The 17,587-nt window shown below is 67.0% G+C and carries 18 protein-coding genes; 4 read left to right on the forward strand and 14 right to left on the reverse strand.

Annotation, left to right across the window (positions count from 1 at the left end; translation table 11 throughout):
• Positions 1–124: 124 nt before the first annotated feature.
• Positions 125–832 (forward strand): hypothetical protein, encoded by a 708-nt coding sequence (locus tag ACFPMG_RS35225; RefSeq protein ID WP_377000827.1) that lies wholly within the window; start codon positions 125–127, stop codon positions 830–832.
• On the opposite strand, the gene ACFPMG_RS35230 is transcribed toward ACFPMG_RS35225, so the two are convergent.
• The 3 genes from ACFPMG_RS35230 to ACFPMG_RS35240 form a co-directional block, all read right to left on the reverse strand.
• A complete protein-coding gene (locus tag ACFPMG_RS35230) occupies positions 815–2,203 on the reverse strand; it encodes a Fic family protein (protein WP_377000829.1) in 1,389 nt (462 codons plus the stop codon). The genes ACFPMG_RS35225 and ACFPMG_RS35230 overlap by 18 nt on opposite strands.
• Positions 2,204–2,478: 275 nt before the next feature.
• Positions 2,479–3,978, reverse strand: coding sequence for a calcium-binding protein (locus tag ACFPMG_RS35235; protein WP_377000831.1), 1,500 nt, complete (start codon positions 3,976–3,978; stop codon positions 2,479–2,481).
• Positions 3,975–4,346: a calcium-binding protein gene (locus ACFPMG_RS35240; RefSeq protein WP_377000833.1), complete on the reverse strand. Its 372-nt coding sequence runs from the start codon at positions 4,344–4,346 to the stop codon at positions 3,975–3,977. The genes ACFPMG_RS35235 and ACFPMG_RS35240 overlap by 4 nt, the downstream gene beginning before the upstream one ends.
• Between ACFPMG_RS35240 and ACFPMG_RS35245 the strand changes: the two genes are divergently transcribed.
• On the forward strand, positions 4,279–5,412 hold the full coding sequence (locus tag ACFPMG_RS35245; RefSeq protein ID WP_377000835.1) for an AMP-binding protein: 1,134 nt from the start codon (positions 4,279–4,281) through the stop codon (positions 5,410–5,412). The two genes, ACFPMG_RS35240 and ACFPMG_RS35245, sit on opposite strands and share 68 nt — an antisense overlap.
• Here ACFPMG_RS35245 and ACFPMG_RS35250 read toward each other — a convergent pair.
• The 5 genes from ACFPMG_RS35250 to ACFPMG_RS35270 all read right to left on the reverse strand — a co-directional run bounded on the left by ACFPMG_RS35250 (position 5,390) and on the right by ACFPMG_RS35270 (position 9,259).
• Positions 5,390–6,376 (reverse strand): ribose-phosphate diphosphokinase, encoded by a 987-nt coding sequence (locus tag ACFPMG_RS35250; protein ID WP_377000837.1) that lies wholly within the window; start codon positions 6,374–6,376, stop codon positions 5,390–5,392. The two genes, ACFPMG_RS35245 and ACFPMG_RS35250, sit on opposite strands and share 23 nt — an antisense overlap.
• Before the next feature lie 26 nt (positions 6,377–6,402).
• Positions 6,403–6,636 carry a hypothetical protein gene (locus tag ACFPMG_RS35255; protein ID WP_377000839.1) on the reverse strand — a complete coding sequence of 78 codons (234 nt, stop codon included), beginning with the start codon at positions 6,634–6,636 and terminating at the stop codon, positions 6,403–6,405.
• Between the two features lie 47 nt (positions 6,637–6,683).
• Positions 6,684–8,039 carry a nicotinate phosphoribosyltransferase gene (locus ACFPMG_RS35260; RefSeq protein WP_377000841.1) on the reverse strand — a complete coding sequence of 452 codons (1,356 nt, stop codon included), beginning with the start codon at positions 8,037–8,039 and terminating at the stop codon, positions 6,684–6,686.
• Positions 8,000–8,608: a BCAM0308 family protein gene (locus ACFPMG_RS35265; protein ID WP_377000843.1), complete on the reverse strand. Its 609-nt coding sequence runs from the start codon at positions 8,606–8,608 to the stop codon at positions 8,000–8,002. Before ACFPMG_RS35265 ends, ACFPMG_RS35260 begins: the two co-directional genes overlap by 40 nt.
• Before the next feature lie 78 nt (positions 8,609–8,686).
• Complete coding sequence (locus ACFPMG_RS35270) at positions 8,687–9,259, reverse strand: Hsp20/alpha crystallin family protein (protein WP_377000845.1); 573 nt, start codon at positions 9,257–9,259, stop codon at positions 8,687–8,689.
• A gap of 240 nt (positions 9,260–9,499) precedes the next feature.
• On the opposite strand from ACFPMG_RS35270, the gene ACFPMG_RS35275 reads away from it, so the two are divergent.
• A complete protein-coding gene (locus tag ACFPMG_RS35275) occupies positions 9,500–10,207 on the forward strand; it encodes a phosphoribosyltransferase (RefSeq protein ID WP_377000847.1) in 708 nt (235 codons plus the stop codon).
• 36 nt (positions 10,208–10,243) lie between these two features.
• Here ACFPMG_RS35275 and ACFPMG_RS35280 read toward each other — a convergent pair whose 3' ends face one another.
• The 6 genes from ACFPMG_RS35280 to ACFPMG_RS35305 all read right to left on the reverse strand — a co-directional run bounded on the left by ACFPMG_RS35280 (position 10,244) and on the right by ACFPMG_RS35305 (position 16,647).
• Entirely contained in the window at positions 10,244–10,822 is a 579-nt protein-coding gene (locus ACFPMG_RS35280; RefSeq protein WP_377000849.1) for an NAD(P)H-dependent oxidoreductase, read from the reverse strand.
• Positions 10,819–13,242: a phosphoenolpyruvate synthase gene (gene ppsA / locus ACFPMG_RS35285; protein ID WP_377000851.1), complete on the reverse strand. Its 2,424-nt coding sequence runs from the start codon at positions 13,240–13,242 to the stop codon at positions 10,819–10,821. The genes ACFPMG_RS35280 and ppsA overlap by 4 nt, the downstream gene beginning before the upstream one ends.
• A gap of 99 nt (positions 13,243–13,341) precedes the next feature.
• Positions 13,342–13,689 carry an HPF/RaiA family ribosome-associated protein gene (locus tag ACFPMG_RS35290; RefSeq protein WP_377000853.1) on the reverse strand — a complete coding sequence of 116 codons (348 nt, stop codon included), beginning with the start codon at positions 13,687–13,689 and terminating at the stop codon, positions 13,342–13,344.
• A 165-nt stretch (positions 13,690–13,854) separates the two neighbouring features.
• A complete protein-coding gene (locus tag ACFPMG_RS35295) occupies positions 13,855–14,970 on the reverse strand; it encodes an ABC transporter permease (RefSeq protein WP_377000873.1) in 1,116 nt (371 codons plus the stop codon).
• A complete protein-coding gene (locus ACFPMG_RS35300; RefSeq protein ID WP_377000855.1) occupies positions 14,934–15,647 on the reverse strand; it encodes an IS6 family transposase in 714 nt (237 codons plus the stop codon). The genes ACFPMG_RS35295 and ACFPMG_RS35300 overlap by 37 nt, the downstream gene beginning before the upstream one ends.
• 112 nt (positions 15,648–15,759) lie before the next feature.
• Positions 15,760–16,647 carry a transposase gene (locus ACFPMG_RS35305; RefSeq protein WP_377000857.1) on the reverse strand — a complete coding sequence of 296 codons (888 nt, stop codon included), beginning with the start codon at positions 16,645–16,647 and terminating at the stop codon, positions 15,760–15,762.
• A gap of 282 nt (positions 16,648–16,929) precedes the next feature.
• Between ACFPMG_RS35305 and ACFPMG_RS35310 the strand changes: the two genes are divergently transcribed.
• A partial coding sequence (locus ACFPMG_RS35310) for a calcium-binding protein (RefSeq protein ID WP_377000859.1) occupies positions 16,930–17,587 on the forward strand: 658 nt, incomplete at its 3' end.

Below are 17,587 nucleotides of genomic sequence, written 5' to 3' on the forward strand. Positions count from 1 at the left end.
CCGAAGAGCTTCTGTGCGCAGTTGGGCCACGCATCAAGCGGTGGTTTGATCATCCCTGAAGCAGGAACGCTGCTGGCGCCCTGGACCTACTTTCAACCACCCTTCTCACGCGATTACCCCCACCATGACATCATCACCCCCTATCACCGTCGAACGGTTCCGTTCTCTCGTCGTAACGGCCCACCTGGGTGGCATCGGAGCGGCAATCGCCATCTTTCAATCTGTGCTGCCGTACACCTATGTGTCGGATTGTCGGGCCAACCTCGGCTCACGCGAGATTACAGAACTCCTTGCTCCAATTATCGCGTATTTCCTCCTGGGCATCGTCATAGCCGTCCTGCCGCAACTGGTCGCCTGCCTTCAAATCGGTCTAAGGCTTTGCGGCATTGTGCTTTACCCGTTGTGGCGCCGGGTATCGTTGAGAATTGGCCCTGGAACAGCACCTTGGATCGCGTCCGTCCGCTTCCGCGTCGAGACGGCTGCAGCTACTCTCAACAGATGGTGCAATCGCCCGATAATCGCTCCATATATCGCCTCGGCGGAGGCTATCCAGGCCTGGGCTGAGCGCAATTACGCTAATATCTTGAACACGATCAGTTTTGTGCTGTTTCTCACGACCTCGCTAGCGCTTTACTCTGGCGTCATCGCCGATTTTTCCCGTGCTCGAATGATCGATCAACAGCGGATACTCACCGAAGCATGCGCGAGGGCTCAGGGCTATACCATTGACCGGAAAACGATCAATCCATGGGTCAACGTGTCGCCATACCAACCAGAAGTGCCTAAGGCGACGGAGCCGGCGGCATGGGGCGATCTATCTCTCCCGCGCTGAGGAGCGTGCCGAGCTCCGCGGCGCCTGCCGTCCAGCCCCTTCTCCCACCAGCAGCTCGATTCCCGTCCGCAAGGCTGGGAGGGCCGTGGCCCGCGAGGGGTCGCCCGCCCACTGGCCGGCGAGCGCTTCCGACACGGTCAGGCGCAGCCGGATCTCATCGGGACTCATCGCCCGAACCAGCGCCTTCGCTTTTCGGCGCCCTTCCTCCGTCGGTTCGGCGAAAAACGGCTGGAGCGTCGCCGGTGCCATGTCGGCTGGAGCCAAGGGGCCGGCGAGGCGATAGGAGCTGTTCTTGCTTCCGCCCGGGTTGGCGGCCAGAAGCCCTTTGGCCACGAGGTCGGCAATGTCCCGCTGCGCCGTCGGCATGCTGCAGTCTGTCAGCTTCGCCCACTTCGGCGACGTCATGAAGCCTTTCCATTCCGGGTCCAGCATGCGAACGAGCACAGCCTCCTGACGCGGCGTGACGCCGGCTTGGCGCGCCTGGTCCAGCATCTTCGTGCGGCGGAGCACGCCGCCGATCGCCACCTCGGCGTCGCGAGCCGAGCGGTCGTAAGCGTCGACGAACCACGCCAACCAAGTGGTCACATCGCCGTTCCCCTTCTGGGTCTCCTCCAGCCGGTCCCAGTACCCCTCACGGTCCCCCGCGATGGCCTGCGACAGGCTCAGCAGCCGCTGCGGCATCGCCTCGTCCTGCGCAAGAGCCCGGTCGGCGATGGCGCGCCCGATTCGGCCATTGCCGTCCTCGAAGGGGTGGATGGTCAGGAACCACAGCTGCGCCAAGCCAGCCCGCAACACCGGGTCGAGCGCCGCACGTTCGGCCGGGTCGTTGAACCAGGTCAGGAAACGGGCCATCTCCGCCGGCACGGCGTCCGCCGGAGGGGCCTCGTAATGTACGACGGGGTTATGCGCCGGTCCGGACACCACCTGCATCGGCTCCGGCCCCGGGCGCCATTGCCCGACCGGTATCCGCCTCATCTCCGACCAACCGGTCGGAAACAGGGCGGCATGCCAGCCGAAGAGGGTTTCGTCCGTCAGGGGACGGCTCGGGTCCCGGGTAGCGTCCAGCAGCATCGCGACGGCCCCATCCGCCCGGCGGTCGCTCAACCCTCCGGGACCGGCTTCGAGGCCGAGGCGTCGCCGGGCGGACGCACGGACGCTGTCGCGGGCCAGCGTCTCGCCTTCGATGCGCGACGACTGGATCGCGTCCTCGGTCACCGCGTCGGACTGGACCAGCAGCCGGTCCTGTTCTCCCAAGGGGTAGAGGAGCCCGGAGAGGGCTCCATGCCGGCGCGCCGCGGCCGCCAGCGGTTGGATGAGGCGGGCGGCGTCCCATCGGAAGCTCGGCCAGTCGTCGCGTTGCCAGATGTACATCCGCTTCTCCGATGAGGCGAATGAGGCAACGTTCGCCTCATGTCATGATGCGAATATCGGCTCATTCGCCTCACGGCGCAAGCGGGCCCTTCAAGGTGAAACTGTCCTTTCCGCGCCTTTTCGCGACAGCACCAGGGCGGGCGAGCCCGGCCCTTTCCGCCGCAGCTTGAGTGAGCTTCTGCCCTGAAGCGGACACCCGAAACTGGTCTACGGTGTGTCCGCCAACCTCCCTTTGACGGACACGCAACCCGGAAAGCCAGGGTGGAGCACCGGCATCAAGCCGGCGGCACCACCCAGATATCGCTCGCGGAGAGTGTCCCGACGTTGAGCACGGCAAGCGGAGTCGCCGCCGTTGCCCCGATACCGTCCGGGTCGTAGGACAGCACGTGGGTCGTGGTGTCGAACACGAAGCGGTCGTCGGCGTCGGCCGGCGTGTTCAAGGCAAAGAGGCCGGAATCCAAGTCCCCTGGAGACAACCCGCCGAAGGCTGGTCCGGCAACCTCGATCCGGTCTTCGCCCGGTTGGAAATCAGTGATGGTATCAACGCCATCTGTGGACGACACAAATCGGAAGGCATCGCCCCCGCTGCCGCCGATCAGGGTGTCGTTGCCGGGACCGCCAACCAGGGTATCGTCACCGTCATAGCCGTACAGCATGTCCGCTCCGGAGGTTCCGGCCAGGATGTCGCTTGCCGAGGTGCCTTCCACGATCACAGGGACCTCGTTCCGCCCCTGTACAACGATAGTAAGTGTCTGGGCAGTCGAGGCCGTGCCGTCGGTGATGCCGTAGGCGAAGGTCAGCGTCTCGCCCTCACCCTCGCCGAGGCCGTTGAATTGGCTCGAGTCGAGCGTCAGCGACAAGCCGTCGCGCCCGACCGTCAGGTCCCGCCCGCCGGTCTGGTGGAAGCCGGTCACCGCCAGCGTGTCGCCCTGGTCGGGGTCGTGCGCCCCGTGCAGCAGGTCAACCACCAACGGAGCCGCGTCCTCATCCGTCGCTGCGGTCAGCGGAGCCTCCACCACTGGTACGTCGTTGCGCCCCTGCATGGTCACGGTCAACGTCCGCGCTGTCGCGTCGATGCCGTCCGTGACGCCGTAGGCGAAAGTCAGCACCGCGCTCTGCCCCGCCGCCAACCAGTCGAACTGAGTGGGGGCCAGCGTCAGCAGTCCGCCATTCAAGGTCGCGGCCGCTGCCGGCCCACCGGTCTGAACCAAGTTCGCCACCTCCAGGGCACTGCCTTCGAAGTCCCAGGCCCCCTGCAGCAGGTCCACCGTCAGCGGCGCCGCGTCCTCGTCCGCTGCCGCCGACAAGTTGCCCGACAGCAGCGGCGAATTGTTGGCGTCGAGCCGCAGCCGCGCATCGGCGAACTGCGCCCATTCCACGCCCAGCAGCGTGTCGGTGCCCTCATCCCCGCTCAGCGCCTGGATTGTCCAGGTCGAGCCTGTCTTCGTCGCCAAGTAGTCGCGGGCATTGCCAGCGAACAGCGCAGTGTCGTTGCCGGTCCCGCCGATCAGTGTGTCGTTGCCGGTTCCGCCCGATAGGCTGTCGTCGCCGGCTCCGCCGTCCAGGAGGTTGGCCCCGTCGTCGCCGCGCAGCGTGTCGGCGAGGGATGAACCGGTCAGGTTCTCGATCCCGAGCAGCACATCGCCCGCGGCGTCTCCGGCGGTGCCGGCCTCCGCGGCGAGGTCCACCGCCACCGGACCGGCCGCCGCGGCGTAGCTGGCGGTGTCGATGCCCGTACCACCCTCCAGCGTGTCGGCTCCGGCCCCACCGATCATGTGTCGTTGCCGGTTCCGCCCGACAGGCTGTCGTCGCCGTCGGCCCCGCTCAGCCGATTGTCCAGCGTGTTGCCGGTTCCGCTGAAAGGACCGCTGCCGGTGTGGATCAGCGCCTCCACGTTGGCGCCCAACGTATAAGCGGCGAGGCTGGTGCGCACCTCGTCGAAGCCCTGGTTGACCGCCTCGACCACCACGTCGCCCGCACTGTCCACGATGTGGACGTCGTCCCCGGTTCCGCCAACAAGGCGGTCGTCTCCCGCACCGCCGTCCAGCGTATCGTTGCCGCCACCGCCCGTCAGCGTGTCGTTGCCCGCTCCACCATCCAGACGGTTGCAGCCGCGCGCCGACCCCGCGGTGCTGCAATACACGGGCGGCACCACCGGCGTTCCCAAGGGCACTGTCCTGACCCATGCGGGCCTGTACGCCAACGCGATCCAGTGCCGCCGTTGGTTCACCGGCGCCGAACCGGGCCGTGAACGGGTGCTGGCGGTGTTGCCCTTCTTCCACGTGTTCGGCATGACCGGCGTGATGAACTTCGCTCTGGCGTTGGGGGCAGAGCTGATCCTGCTGCCGCGGGTGGACGTGCGCGAAATCCTGGAGATCATCCAGCGCAAACGCCCGACCATCTTCAGCGGCGTGCCGCGCCTGTTCCAGGCCATTGCCGCCTTTCCCCACCTGAACCGCTACGATCTGTCGTCGCTGCGCCTGTGCGTGTCGGGAGGCGTCAGCCTGCCGCCGCTGCTGCTGGAGCGCTTCCAGCAGCTCACCGGGGCCTATCTGGCCGAAGGCTACGGCCTGACCGAAGCCTCGCCGGTGGTGACCTGCAACCCGTTCAGCGGCCTGAACAAGCCGGGCTCGGCGGGGCTGCCGCTGCCGGGCACCCTGGTCGAGATCGTCGCGCTGGACGACCGCCGCACGCTCCTGTCCCAGGGCCGCATCGGCGAGGTGTGCGTGAGCGGACCGCAGTTGATGGCCGGCTATTGGCAGGACGCCCCGGCGACGGCGCAGGCAATGGACGGCGGCCATCTGCACACCGGGGACATCGGCTTTCTCGACGCCGGCGGTTACCTGTATATCGTGGACCGTCTGAAGGACCTGATCGTCACCGGCGGGCAGCACGTCTACCCGCGCACCGTCGAAGCGGTCATCAAGCAGCACCCGCAGGTCGCCGACGCCGCGGCGGTGGGCGAGCCCGACCCTGTGCGCGGGCAGGCGATCCGGGCCTTCGTCGTGCCGCAGCCCGGGTCCGCGCTGTCGGAATCGGAGTTGCGCGCCTTCCTTGCCCACCGCCTGTCACGCTTCGAGCAACCGCAGCGGATCGAGTTCCGCACGACCTTGCCGACCTTGACGATCGGCAAGATTCTGAAACGCGCCCTCATCCCCGAACGGCCAGGGGACGACGACCGGGAGGTCAATCGGCCAGCAGGTCGCTGACCGACCCGCCACCGTGAATGCGGGCGATGGCCTCCGCGAGCAGCGGGGCCGTGGGCAGCACCGTCACGCGGCGAGACACCAGCTTCTCCGGCAGGCGGAACGGCGGCAGCGTGTCGGTGACGACGACATGGTCGAACAGCGGCGAGGCGACGACCGTCGGGGCGCCGCCGACGAACAGCCCGTGCGTGGCGAGGGCGAACACCGGGCCACCGCCCGCGGCGCGGCAGGCCGAGGCGGCGCGCATCATCGTGGTGCCGGTGCTGATCAGGTCGTCGAGGATCGCCACCGTCCGCCCCTGGACGTCGCCAACCAGCGTCCCGCCCCGCACCATGCCGCCGCTGCGCGTCTTTTCCATGAAGGCGAGCCCAACGTCGCGACCCAAGGCGTGTTCCAGGGACTCCCGGAGCCGCTCGGCCCGCTTCACCCCGCCGACGTCCGGAGACACCACCGACACGCCCCCCTGGCCGACCAGCGGCGCCAGATGCGCCGCGAACAGCTTGCGCGCCTCCAGATGCTCCGTCCGGCAGCGAAAGGCGTTCTCGAACGCCGCCTCGTTGTGGACATCGACCGCGACGACCCGGTCCACGCCAACCGCCTCCATCATGCCGGCCAGATAGCGCAGGGTCACGGGATCGCGCGGCTTGGTCCGCCGGTCCTTGCGCGCGTAGGCCAGATAGGGGGTGACGACGCTCACGCTCGCGGCGGACGCGTCCTTCACCGCGCCGACGAAGAACAGCAGCCGGCACAGCTTGTCGTGCACGCTGCGCTCCGCATCGCCTTGCAGGGACTGCACCACGTAGACGTCCCTGTTGCGCACCCCCACCAGCGGGCGGACCTTGAGTTCCCCGTCCTCGAAGCCCCGCTCCTCGTGAAGGCTCACCGGCATCTTCAGATGCTGGGCGATCCGCGCCCCATGGCCCCAGTCCGGGTCCAGATCGAAGAGCAGGATGCCATCGTTTCCCATGGAAGCCTCCTCCGGGCGGGCACGGCTCATGGCTGGTCGGCGGGGCGCGCCGCAACCCGTCTCAGGCTGCCGTCCACACGTCTGGCGTACACGTCCACATGGTGGCCGAGATTGCACACCCGCTCCGCATCTCCGAGCGCCGCCTTGAGAGCATCACGCCGGGACGGAAAGAAGCCGGCGCAGTCACCGCCCTGCATGCGCACGGTCCATGCCTTTTGCTGCCGTTCCACGATGTATTCCAAATGCAGATAGGAATCCATGACATCACCCATCCGTTCCGCCCTGACTGTCCGGTCGAGGCTCTGCTTCACACGGTGTCGACCCGCCGGTCCGCCTCCCGGGCAAGGCGTTCCAGAATCGGAGCGATCTCCACCAGGAGAGGAGGCCCGGAGGTCCGATGCGACAGGGCTTCCGGAAGGGATGCCAGCTCCGCCGCCGCATGGGCCCGGATCGCCGGAAGGTCCGGCAGCGGCGCCACCCGCCGGCCGCCGCGCATCACCGGCACCAGCAGGGGCCGCCCCTCCTCGTCACTGTCCAGGGTCGAAAGCCGGTCGGCCTCGATCCGGCCCTCCGCCCCATAGCGCCGGAAGACCTGCTTGCGTCCAGGCCACGTTGCCTTGCCGGCGGACCGCTTGCGCCGCGGCAGGCCGGCGTACTCCACCAATTTGTAAGCGCAATCCAGCGCCGGCGCGTCGCTGGAGGTCCCCAGACTGGTGCCGACGCCGAAGCTGTCGATGGGCGCCCCGCCGTCCAGGAGGTCGGCGATCCCCGCCTCATCCAGACCGCCGCTGGCGATGATGCGCGTCCCGGCAAGGCCGCCCTCGTCCAGGATGCCCCGCACCTTGCGGGAGAGCGCGGCCAGATCACCGCTGTCGAGCCGCACGCCGTCGATCCGGATGCCCTCGCCGGCCAGATCGCGGGTCAGCGCGACCACGGTCCTGGCCGCCGCTTCGGTGTCGTGGGTGTCCAGGAGCAGCACGAGCTGTCGCGGGCGGGAACGCGCGAAGTTGGCGAAGGCCTCCCTCTCGGTGGCATGGGCCTGGATGAAGGAATGGGCCATGGTGCCGACGGCGGGGATGCCGAAGCGCATGGCGGCCAGCGCCGTCGCGGTTCCGGCGAACCCCGCCAGATAGCTCGCCCGCGCGGCCAGCAGTGCCGCCTCCGCCCCATGCGCGCGACGCAGTCCAAAATCGATGAGCGGGCGGTGCCGCGCCGCCAGCACCAGCCGCGCCGCCTTCGAGGCGATGACGGTCTCCAGATGGATCAGGTTGATGAGGCGGCTTTCGACGAGCTGTGCCTGCGGCAACGGCGCCGTCACCCGCAGGATCGGCTCGTGGGTGAAGAAGACCGTCCCTTCGGGCAGCGCGTCCACGTCCCCGTTGAAACGAAAGTTCGCCCGCGCCTCGACGGCCGCCTCGGAGACCCGGCCCTCGCCGCGAAGCCAGGCGATCTCGTCCGCGCCGAACCGGGCGCTCTCCAGGAACTCCACCGCCTGTTCGAGCCCGGCGGCCATCAGGAAGTTCCGCCCCGGCGGCAGCTTGCGCACGAACAGTTCGAACGAAGCCACGTCGGTCAGGCCATGCTCGACATAGGTCTGGACCATGGCGAGCTGGTAATAGTCCGTCAGCAACAGGCTGTTGCCATCCCCGTCCGACTCCGGCATGGCCGTCCCTTTCCCACGCCCTCAGGCGCGAATGCCCGACAGGTCCCGGTTAAGTCGCGCCTCCAGGCAACGCGGACATAATAGGCATCCTTGTCGTAGTGGAGGTCGAGGTCGCCAGCATAGGCGTGGTGCAGGGCCTCGCCGATGCGGCGGGGCAGATGCACGTCGGTGGTCGTCACCACCACGTCACCATCACGATGTTCGATGCCGATGATGCGGTGCAGGGGATGCTCGTCCTTTTCGAGGCGCTCCTGGTGATGGACGGCGGCCAGGATCTCGTCGCGATGCGAGCCGAGGAAGCCGCCGGACAGGGTCACGGTGCCGGCGGGGTAGCGGTCGTTGGCGCGGTGGCAGGCCTGGCACACTTCCTTCACGGCATCGACGGCGGGCAGCCCCCAGCTCCACCGCCCGTGGTGGTAAACGGCGCCGCATTGCGGGCAGACCGTCGGATCGGACAGCTTGGTCGCCCGCTTGTATGGGTCGTGGACATGCTCCTGGATCAGCCGGTCGCGCCGGGCCGGTTGCGGACGCTGATCGTGGGGACGCGGTTCGTGGATCTGCTCGCCCATGGGGAACCTACCGGTGAAGGAAAGGGAGTGCCGGTTCTGCCCGGCACTCGATGACTCCGTGGCGCGACGCCGTGCCGTTCAGGCCTTCGCGATTTCGATCTTCCGCTTGGACGGTTGGCCCGGTTCGGTCTTGGGAAGGACGACGGTGAGGACGCCATTCTTCATGCTGGCCGCGATGCGGTCGCGGTCCACATTGGCGGGAAGGCGGAACGACCGCGCGCACAGGCCGTAGCGCCGCTCCGAGACGTAACGGTTGGCGCCCGTCTCATCCTTTTCCTCGCTCTTCTCGGCCTTGATGGACAGGACGTCGTCCTGGACGCTGAGGTCCACGGCTTGCTCGTCCATGCCGGGCATTTCCATGGTCACCCGATATTCATCCGCGCGCTCCTCGACCTCGGCCGGCGGCGCGAACGCCGCGCTCTCCAACTCCGTGCGCAGCAACGGTTCCAGGTCGAACGGCGAGCGCCGGCTCCAGGGGAAGCGGAACATTGAGGACGCCTCGTCGAACAACCGGTCGAACTCGTCGCGCAACGCCAGGATCGGGTGCCGGTTGCGGGCGGCGATCTGCTGAGCCGCCGCGCCGGTGGAGGTGGTGTCCCGCCGGGAGGTCTCTTCCTGTTGGGACTTTTCCGTCACGTTTGTGTCGGCCATGGGAGTGCCTCCTGCTTGTTACGGTGGCGCGTGTGTCGTCTCCTCTATCGACCAAAAACGGCCCAGACACGTTAACCTGGATCAAGCATGCCCCGGACCGGGTCCAGGCGATGAGGAGGTAGCCCCACCTCCTGTTGCCGGAGGTGCCCTTAACCTGTGTGAAGAGAGCTTCCCCGAAGGACGCCTAAACACGTCGAACGGTGGCAAGCGGGGGACAGCATGACGCCAGGATCAGCAACGATGAGCGGCCCCGGCATTCCTTTCCGGTTCCGGGACAGGATCGAGGCCGGCCGCCGCCTCGCCGCACGGCTGACGCATCTCTGCGACGAGAAGCCCGTCGTCCTGGCTCTGCCGCGCGGCGGGGTCGCGGTGGCGGTCGAGGTGGCGGGAGCACTCCATGCGCCGCTCGACATCGTGCTCGTGCGCAAGATCGTCGCGCCGTTCCAGCCGGAGTTGGCCGTCGGTGCTGTGGCCGACTGCGGCCATATCGAAACCGTCATCAACCCGGATATTGCAGACTTCGTGACCGATGCCTGGATCGGAAGGGAGAAGGGGCGTCAGCTTCGGGAGATCGAGCGCCGGCGAGCCGTGTACATCGGCGACCGTCCGCGCGTGCCGGTGGCTGGGCGCACCGCCATTCTCGTGGATGATGGCATTGCAACCGGGGCGACGATGCTCGCCGCCCTACGGTCGGTGCGCCACGCGAACCCGAAACGGCTGGTGCTGGCGGTGCCGGTGGCGCCGCTTGACATCCTGCTTGACATCCTGCCGGAGCTGCGGGCCGAAGCCGACGAGGTCATTTGCCTCCAGGCTCCACACCCATTCGGCGCCATCGGCGCCTTTTACGAGGACTTTCACCAACTCGATGATGCCGAGGTCGTTCGCCTGCTGGATGCGGCGTCACGCCCACCTCCCACGCTCGCCTCGACATCGGATCATGCGCCGTGAGCGGTGGCCGAGGGCAGCCACCGCTTCGGCACCAGTTCAGAAATGGGCGCGCACGGCGGCGCGGATGCGGCGGATGTTGTCGTCGATCCGCTCGGGCGTGGTGTGCGGCCCCAGATCGTCGAAATGGACATGCTCGACCACCTTGATGCCGCACAGCCCCATGATCGCGGCATCCTGCGTGACCTTGAAAGCCTGCATTTCCCCGACCGCTTCCAAATAGTCCAGCGGGGCGGCGGAGCTGGTGACGATCAGTCCTTTGCGCCCGTGCAGCTTGCCCTTGATGTCTTCGCCACGCATCTCCCAGGCGAAACCGTAGGTGAAGACCCGGTCCACATAGCCCTTGAGCATGGCGGGCATCCCGGCCCACCAGATCGGAAACAGGAACGTGATCGCCTGCGACCCGGCAATGATCTCCTGCTCCAGCCGGATGTCCTCGGGCACAGGTCCCTTTCCGGCCAACTCCTCCTCCGAGAGGACTGGGTTGAAGCCCATGGTGTAGAGGTCGCGTTCCTCAACGATGTGTCCGTATTGTTCCAGCTCGTCCATATAGGCCCCCGCGGCCTGACGGATGAAGCTGCCGGAGCGCGGGTGTGCGAAGACGACGACGTGCTTCATGATGGATCTCCCGTCACAGGGGTGCGCGGGGTGCGGTCGAGCCCTCGTTCCAGCTCCACCACGGCGCGCAACGTCCTCAGCACACTGTCGGGCGTCACGCTGATGGAGTCGATGCCGAGCCGCACCAGAAACTCGGCGATCTCCGGATAGTCCGAGGGCGCCTGGCCGCAGATTCCGCACGGCCGGTCATTGCGCCGCGCGCCTTCCACGGCTTGGCGCAGGAAGGCCAACACGCCGGGATCGCGCTCATCGAAGTCGAAGGCGACCAGCGGGCTGTCGCGGTCCACGCCGAGCGTGAGCTGAGTCAGATCGTTCGACCCGATGGAAAAGCCGTCGAAGCGTTGGGCGAACTCGTCCATCAGCAGGACGTTGTTGGGAATCTCGCACATCACGTAGATCTCCAGCCCGTTACGCCCGCGCTCCAGACCATGGCGGGCCATCGCGGCAATCACCCGGTCCGCCTCTTCCAGGCGGCGGCAGAAGGGCACCATGACCTTCACGTTGGTCAGCCCCATCTCGGCACGCACACGGGCCAGCGCCCGGCACTCCAGCGCGAAGCCCTCCTCGTAGGCGGGATGGGCGTAGCGCGCTGCCCCCCGGAAGCCGAGCATGGGATTCTCCTCGACCGGCTCGAACCACCGCCCGCCGATCAGGGAAGCGTATTCGTTGGTCTTGAAGTCCGACAGGCGAACGATGACCGGGCGCGGGAAGAAGGCCGCCGCGATGGTGCCGATCCCTTCCGACAGACGCTCCACGAAATAGGCGCCGCCGTCGGGGTGACTGCAAGTCAGTTGGGCAATGTGGGCGCGGACGTCAAAATCCTCGACGCGCTCCGGATGGACGAGCGCCATCGGATGCACCTTGATGGCTTCGCTGATGATGAATTCCATGCGCGCCAAGCCAACCCCGTCCACCGGAAGCTGGCCGGTCTGGAAGGCTTGGTCGGGGTTGCCGAGATTCACCATGATGCGCGTCTGTGGGCGTGGCAGCCGACCGAGGTCGATGCGCTCCACGCGGAACGGCACGGCGCCGTCATAGACCTTGCCGGTGTCACCCTCTGCGCAGGAAACGGTCACCGTTTGACCGTCGCGCAGTGCCTCGGTCGCGCGCTCCGCCCCGACCACGGCGGGAATGCCCAGTTCGCGCGCGACGATGGCGGCGTGGCAGGTGCGGCCGCCCCGGTTGGTGACGATGGCGGCAGCCGTCTTCATCACCGGCTCCCAATCGGGCGTCGTGGTGTCGGCCACCAGCACCTCGCCCGGGCGGAAGGTGGACAGCTGGTGGGCACCGGTCACCAAACGGACGACCCCGGTGGCCATGCGCCCGCCAACCGCGCGCCCGGAAACGAGTACGGTGCCTTTCCCTTCCGGAACGAAGTTCTCCAGTTCCAGGGCCGAGCGCCGGGAGGCGACCGTCTCCGGCCGCGCCTGGACGATGTACAGGCCGCCGTCCTGCCCGTCCTTGGCCCATTCGATGTCCATGGGTTGGCCGTAATGGTCCTCGATCCGGATGGCCTGTTCGGCGAGCCGCAGCACCTCCCCGTCGGTCAGGCAGAAGCGCTGCCGGTCGGCGCCGGGTGTGGGGACGGTGCGCGTCGGCTCACGCGTGCGGCCCGAGCGGTAAACCATCTTCACCAGCTTCTCCCCCAGGCGCCGCCGCAGCACCGCGCGATGGCCCTGCCGGAAGGTCGGCTTGTGCACATAGAACTCGTCGGGATCGACCGTCCCCTGGACAACCGTTTCCCCCAGCCCATAGGCGCCGGTGATGAACACGGCATCCCGGAATCCCGACTCCGTGTCGAGCGTGAACATTACCCCGGCCGAGGCAAGGTCGGAGCGCACCATCTTCTGCACGCCGACCGACAGCGCGACCTTGAAGTGGTCGAAGCCCTGGTCGGTCCGATAGGAGATGGCGCGATCGGTGAACAGCGAGGCGTGGCAGCGCCGCACGGCGTCGAGGAGCATCGCCTCGCCCGCCACATTCAGATAGGTCTCGTGTTGCCCGGCAAAGCTGGCCGTAGGCAAGTCCTCGGCAGTGGCGGAACTGCGCACCGCCACGGTCAGGCCTTCCCCATATTCGGCCAGCAAGGCACGGAAGGCCGTGCGCACTTGCTCTTCCATGTCCGGCGTCAGGCCGGCGGCGTAGACGATCTCCCGGGCGCGGGTCCCGGCACAGGCCAGACGCTCCACATCCGCCTTGTCCAAATCGTCCAACAGCACGTGCAGGCCGTCCCAGGCGTTGGCAGCGGTCAGCGCGTTGCGGAAGGCGTCGGCGGTCAGGGCGAAACCGTCCGGCACCTCCACCCCCAGAGGCTTCAATCGCCGATGGAGTTCACCGAGCGAGGCGTTCTTGCCGCCCACCAAGGCGACATCGTCACGGCCAAGATCGGAAAACCAGCGGATGTACGAACTGTCCGGCATGGCCTGCCTCCCAACGTGATGTCGCCGGCGCTGGTGGCGTGATGTCCGGCGCCGGGCGCTTGGGTGATTGATCTCGAGCGGCGAGCGGAGGCGCGACTCCTATGACGCCGTATGGGCCTTCACGTCTTGTCTGCGGCGGCGCGCATGGTCTTCCAGCTCCCGGCGGATCGCGTCGAAAGCGTCGCGGATAGCGACCTTGGGATCTTCATGGGCAGGGTCGGCGGGTTTGGCGTGGCGCACGACCAATTCTTCCCCCGGAACGGTCAAGTCAATCCGGACGGTGTAGAGCTTGCCCTTGTGGTATCGATGCGGCGCATCGAGGACCACGTGGCAGGCCATGATGTGTTCGAAGAACCGCTCCAGCTTGGCGGCATGTTCCCGGACACAGGCTTCCAGGAAGGGCGAGGATTCCATGTTGTGGAAGGTGATCTGCAGCGGCAGTTGCATGGCGCTCCTCCGGTGGACGGTCGCATCGTTGTCGCGGTCCGTTGGCTACGGCGCGGCCGGGATCATCATCGGGGTGCGCAGGCCGGAGGGCCTTAACCCAGGTAAAGGGACACCGACGGTATCAGGGGCCAGCGTTCGCGCCGCGCGCCTGAACGGACGGAAGCGTCACTCGTGTTGCAGTGCCTGGATCGGATCGAGATGGGCCGCGCGGTGGGCTGGGATGTAGCCGAAAACGATTCCAACCACGGCCGAGAAACCAAACGCCACAAGAATGATGAAGGGATCGACAAGAAACGGGACGTTCAGCGCGGTGGTCGTCACAACCGCCAGCCCAAGCCCCAAAGCGATTCCGAGGATGCCGCCGAACAGGGACAGCACCACCGCCTCCATCAGGAACTGCATCAGCACCTGTTCCTCCAGGGCGCCGATGGCGAGGCGTATTCCAATTTCCCGCGTCCTTTCGGTCACCGACACCAGCATGATGTTCATGATGCCGATCCCGCAGACCAGCAGGCTGACCGCCGCCACCGCGCCCAGAAGGCCGGTGAGCACTGCCGTCGCTCCGGCGGTGGCCTGCACGACCTGCTTCATATCGCGGACGGAGAAATCGTCCTCCTTGCCGGGGGTGATGTTGCGCCGCTCCCGCGACAGACGCTCGATGCCGGTCTGCACCTTGGCCGTATCGACCCCGTTCCGCGCCGAGACGTAGACGCGCGCGATGTCCATGTTTCCGGCGATCCGCCGCTGGAAGGCGCGCAGAGGCATCAGCACCGTGTCGTCCAGATCGTTTCCGAAGCTCGACTGCCCCTTCGCTTCGAGAAGGCCGATCACCTCGCATGAGACGTTGTGGACGCGAATGGTTTCGCCGACGGGGTCGGCACGGCCGAATAGCTTCTCCCGGACGGTCTGGCCGACGATGCAGGCGGCACGCCCGGCGCGCTCGTCGCCCTCGTGGAAGCCGCGCCCCCGTGCCAGCGCCCATTTCTGCACGACGAAATAGCCGCTGTCGGTGCCCGTCACCACCGTGTTGCGGTTTTCCGTCCCGTAGATCACCGGTACCGACTTCTGCGCCACCGGCGCGACCGCCTGCACCCCGGTCAGTTGTTCCCGCATCACCTCGATGTCGCGGTTGTTGAAGGGCTTGGCGTCGGAACTGGCGCGTCCGGGGCCGACCTGTCCGGGGGCACCGTCAACTTGTCGAACGCCGGGCAGAGCGAGGGCGGCGGGCGGCGACCGCCTGCGGATTACGCCGCCAGTGGTGCGCCGGCGACTTCGGCCCAGACCTGGAACGCCTGGGCGCGGGCCTTCCGATAGTCAGTGACGGAACTGTGGTCGCGGCGGAGATGAAACAGGTTGGCGATCGGGTCGTGAATGGCGAGGAAACGCTGGACCTGGGCGGGGTCTTTGAAGCGCTTTCTTTGCCGTTCGCGCCGACGAGTGGGTTGGTGGGAATTCTCGACCCGGTTGTTCAGTCCCTTGTGCCGGCGGTGCTCCACCCCCGGCATGATCGCCCGCTTGGCGGCGGCGTAGGTCTTCAGCTTGTCGGTGATCAGCACCCGCGGCGCCTGGCCCTGCTTCTTCAGCAGCTTGCGCAGCAAACGCTTGGCCGCCCTGGTATCGCGCCGGCTCTGGACCAGCACGTCGAGCACGAAGCCGTCCTGATCGACGGCCCGCCACAGGTGATGTTTGCGGCCGCCGATGGTCAGGACCACCTCGTCGAGGTGCCACTTGTCGCCCCGGCGCGGCGCCCGTCGGCGCAACCGGGTGGCGATCTCGGGGCCGAACTTCCGAGCCCACTGGCGCACCGTCTCGTAGCTCACGGTGATGCCGCGCGCCGCCAGCAGGTCCTCGACCATCCGCAGGCTGAGCGGAAAGCGGAAGTACAGCCAAACCGCCGTCGCAATGATCTCGGCGGGATAGCGGTAGCCGGCGTAGCGGGGATCGGGGCGCGTCGTCATGCCGTCCCATACCCCGCATGGCCCGCCCCGGCAACTGGGTGGTCAACAGGTTGACGGTGCCCCAACGGGGGCGAGCCGCCGGTTATATGGCAAATCTGTTTGGTGAGACAGCTCACGGTATCCCAAGTGGCTCATATCGGGTTCCGGGGTGGTCGTCGGGTTCAGGTGACCAGGGGGGAGACGAAGGCGGCGAGTAGGGCTTTGCCGCGTCGGTGCACGTTGTGGACGAACTGGAAGAAGCCGAGATACGCCGGCAACTTCTCCTGCGAGACGCCACGATGCGGACGGAGCCAGGACTGCAGCAGCGACCAGAAGCCTTCCATGGTGTTGACTGCACCTCGCAGAAGCCGTCACCATCGTCGTCCCGAGCGTATTCGCCACGGCTATGACAGACACTCTTATGGGAGTAGCCCCAGTCTTCCAGGCGGGCGTAGATGTCGTACTCGTCGGTGTGGATGAGGCTGCCCCGCGCCACGGTCGCTTCGATGATTGGCCGGATCGTCACCTGCTGCACGTTGCCCAGCATCCGCAAATCCACCTCGCCGCCGGGCTGGATCAAGCCGAGGATCGGCGGTTTTTCTTTGTCCAGCGTGCCACGGCCGGGCGCACCTTTGAGCCGCCGTCGCCGTCCGGGCCGCCCTTTTTTCGATGGCGGCTTGATTGCCCTTATGATCGGCAACGACATAGACCTCGTCCGCCTCGACAACGCCGTCCTGGACCACCGCAGGCCCATGAAGTCCAGGCACAGCACCCAGACCCGAAGCGGCTGGTGATGCCCGGCCAGCACCGTGCCACAAGTCGTCGAAGCGCGAGCCACACGCCGGGCACCGATACCGCTGGCGGTGCGGCTGAGTGTCATCGTGCCCATCGCGGGGAACCGCCGCGGCGTCATCGCAATGCGGACACCGGATGCCTTCGGCCAGCGGTGCTGCCGGATCAAGTCGAAGCACTTGGCGTCGTCCAGCAAGGACGACAGGTTCACCGACAGCGGCGAGGCCATCGGAACACCCCCGGATCGTCTCCTAGAAAGCCTCTTCAACCGCCAGCCGCGTCATTGATCACGCCGGGACAGCGCCGCCCTCACCACCCCGGAACCCGCCAAGAGCTACTCAAGATTGAGTACTCGCCGCGACACGTCCAAAAAAGCAACAATGGAGTTGATATTGTCCATTTTACGTGAGACTAATCATAGAAGTCCTCGTCAGTGGCGCAACCGGTCCTGGGCTTGGATAGGGGTTGTCCAAACTTGCGGCAGGCCGTCTTCACACGCGGGTGCATGACCATGGCAACGACCACCGGAACCTCCGAACCCTTCAACCTAGTCGGCACAAGCGGCAACGACAGGCTAATCGGCAGCGGCAGCAACGACTTGCTGGACGGCGACGACGGCAACGACACGCTGGAGGGTGGTGCCGGCAACGACACGCTGCGCGGTGGCGCAGGCACCGACCGTCTATCCGGCGGAGCCGGCAACGACTTCCTGGCAGGCCAGGACGGCAACGACTTGCTGGACGGCGGCGACGGCAACGACACACTGGACGGCGGGGCCGGCAACGACTTGCTGTACGGCTACGAAGGCAACGACAGCCTGGACGGCGGGGCGGGCGATGACGAGCTGTACGGCAGTGATGGCGACGACACGCTGGGCGGCGGCATCGGCAATAACACGCTGGACGGCGGGGCCGGCAACGACTTGCTGTACGGCGGCGATGGCCATGACAAATTGTACGGCTCCGTCGGCAACGACAGGCTAATCGGCAGCGGCGACAACGACTTGCTGGACGGCGACGACGGCAACGACACGCTGGAGGGTGGGACCGGCAACGACACCCTGCGCGGTGGCGCGGGCGACGATGTGCTGGAGGGCTACAGCGGCGACGACAAGATCGTCGGCGGAGCCGGCAACGACACGCTGACCGGCGGCAGCGGCAAGGACGTGT

Source organism: Azospirillum himalayense (genome assembly GCF_042657465.1).
GTDB lineage: Bacteria > Pseudomonadota > Alphaproteobacteria > Azospirillales > Azospirillaceae > Azospirillum > Azospirillum himalayense.

What these genes read in the sequence shown, in the direction of transcription:
- ACFPMG_RS35225 (WP_377000827.1), top strand. Translation starts at nt 125, where the DNA reads ATGACATCATCACCCCCTATCACCGTCGAACGGTTCCGTTCTCTCGTC.
- ACFPMG_RS35230 (WP_377000829.1), bottom strand. Translation starts at nt 2,203, where the DNA reads ATGTACATCTGGCAACGCGACGACTGGCCGAGCTTCCGATGGGACGCC.
- ACFPMG_RS35235 (WP_377000831.1), bottom strand. Translation starts at nt 3,978, where the DNA reads ATGATCGGTGGGGCCGGAGCCGACACGCTGGAGGGTGGTACGGGCATC.
- ACFPMG_RS35250 (WP_377000837.1), bottom strand. Translation starts at nt 6,376, where the DNA reads ATGGGAAACGATGGCATCCTGCTCTTCGATCTGGACCCGGACTGGGGC.
- ACFPMG_RS35255 (WP_377000839.1), bottom strand. Translation starts at nt 6,636, where the DNA reads ATGGATTCCTATCTGCATTTGGAATACATCGTGGAACGGCAGCAAAAG.
- ACFPMG_RS35260 (WP_377000841.1), bottom strand. Translation starts at nt 8,039, where the DNA reads ATGCCGGAGTCGGACGGGGATGGCAACAGCCTGTTGCTGACGGACTAT.
- ACFPMG_RS35265 (WP_377000843.1), bottom strand. Translation starts at nt 8,608, where the DNA reads ATGGGCGAGCAGATCCACGAACCGCGTCCCCACGATCAGCGTCCGCAA.
- ACFPMG_RS35270 (WP_377000845.1), bottom strand. Translation starts at nt 9,259, where the DNA reads ATGGCCGACACAAACGTGACGGAAAAGTCCCAACAGGAAGAGACCTCC.
- ACFPMG_RS35275 (WP_377000847.1), top strand. Translation starts at nt 9,500, where the DNA reads ATGAGCGGCCCCGGCATTCCTTTCCGGTTCCGGGACAGGATCGAGGCC.
- ACFPMG_RS35280 (WP_377000849.1), bottom strand. Translation starts at nt 10,822, where the DNA reads ATGAAGCACGTCGTCGTCTTCGCACACCCGCGCTCCGGCAGCTTCATC.
- ppsA (WP_377000851.1), bottom strand. Translation starts at nt 13,242, where the DNA reads ATGCCGGACAGTTCGTACATCCGCTGGTTTTCCGATCTTGGCCGTGAC.
- ACFPMG_RS35290 (WP_377000853.1), bottom strand. Translation starts at nt 13,689, where the DNA reads ATGCAACTGCCGCTGCAGATCACCTTCCACAACATGGAATCCTCGCCC.
- ACFPMG_RS35300 (WP_377000855.1), bottom strand. Translation starts at nt 15,647, where the DNA reads ATGACGACGCGCCCCGATCCCCGCTACGCCGGCTACCGCTATCCCGCC.
- ACFPMG_RS35305 (WP_377000857.1), bottom strand. Translation starts at nt 16,647, where the DNA reads ATGGCCTCGCCGCTGTCGGTGAACCTGTCGTCCTTGCTGGACGACGCC.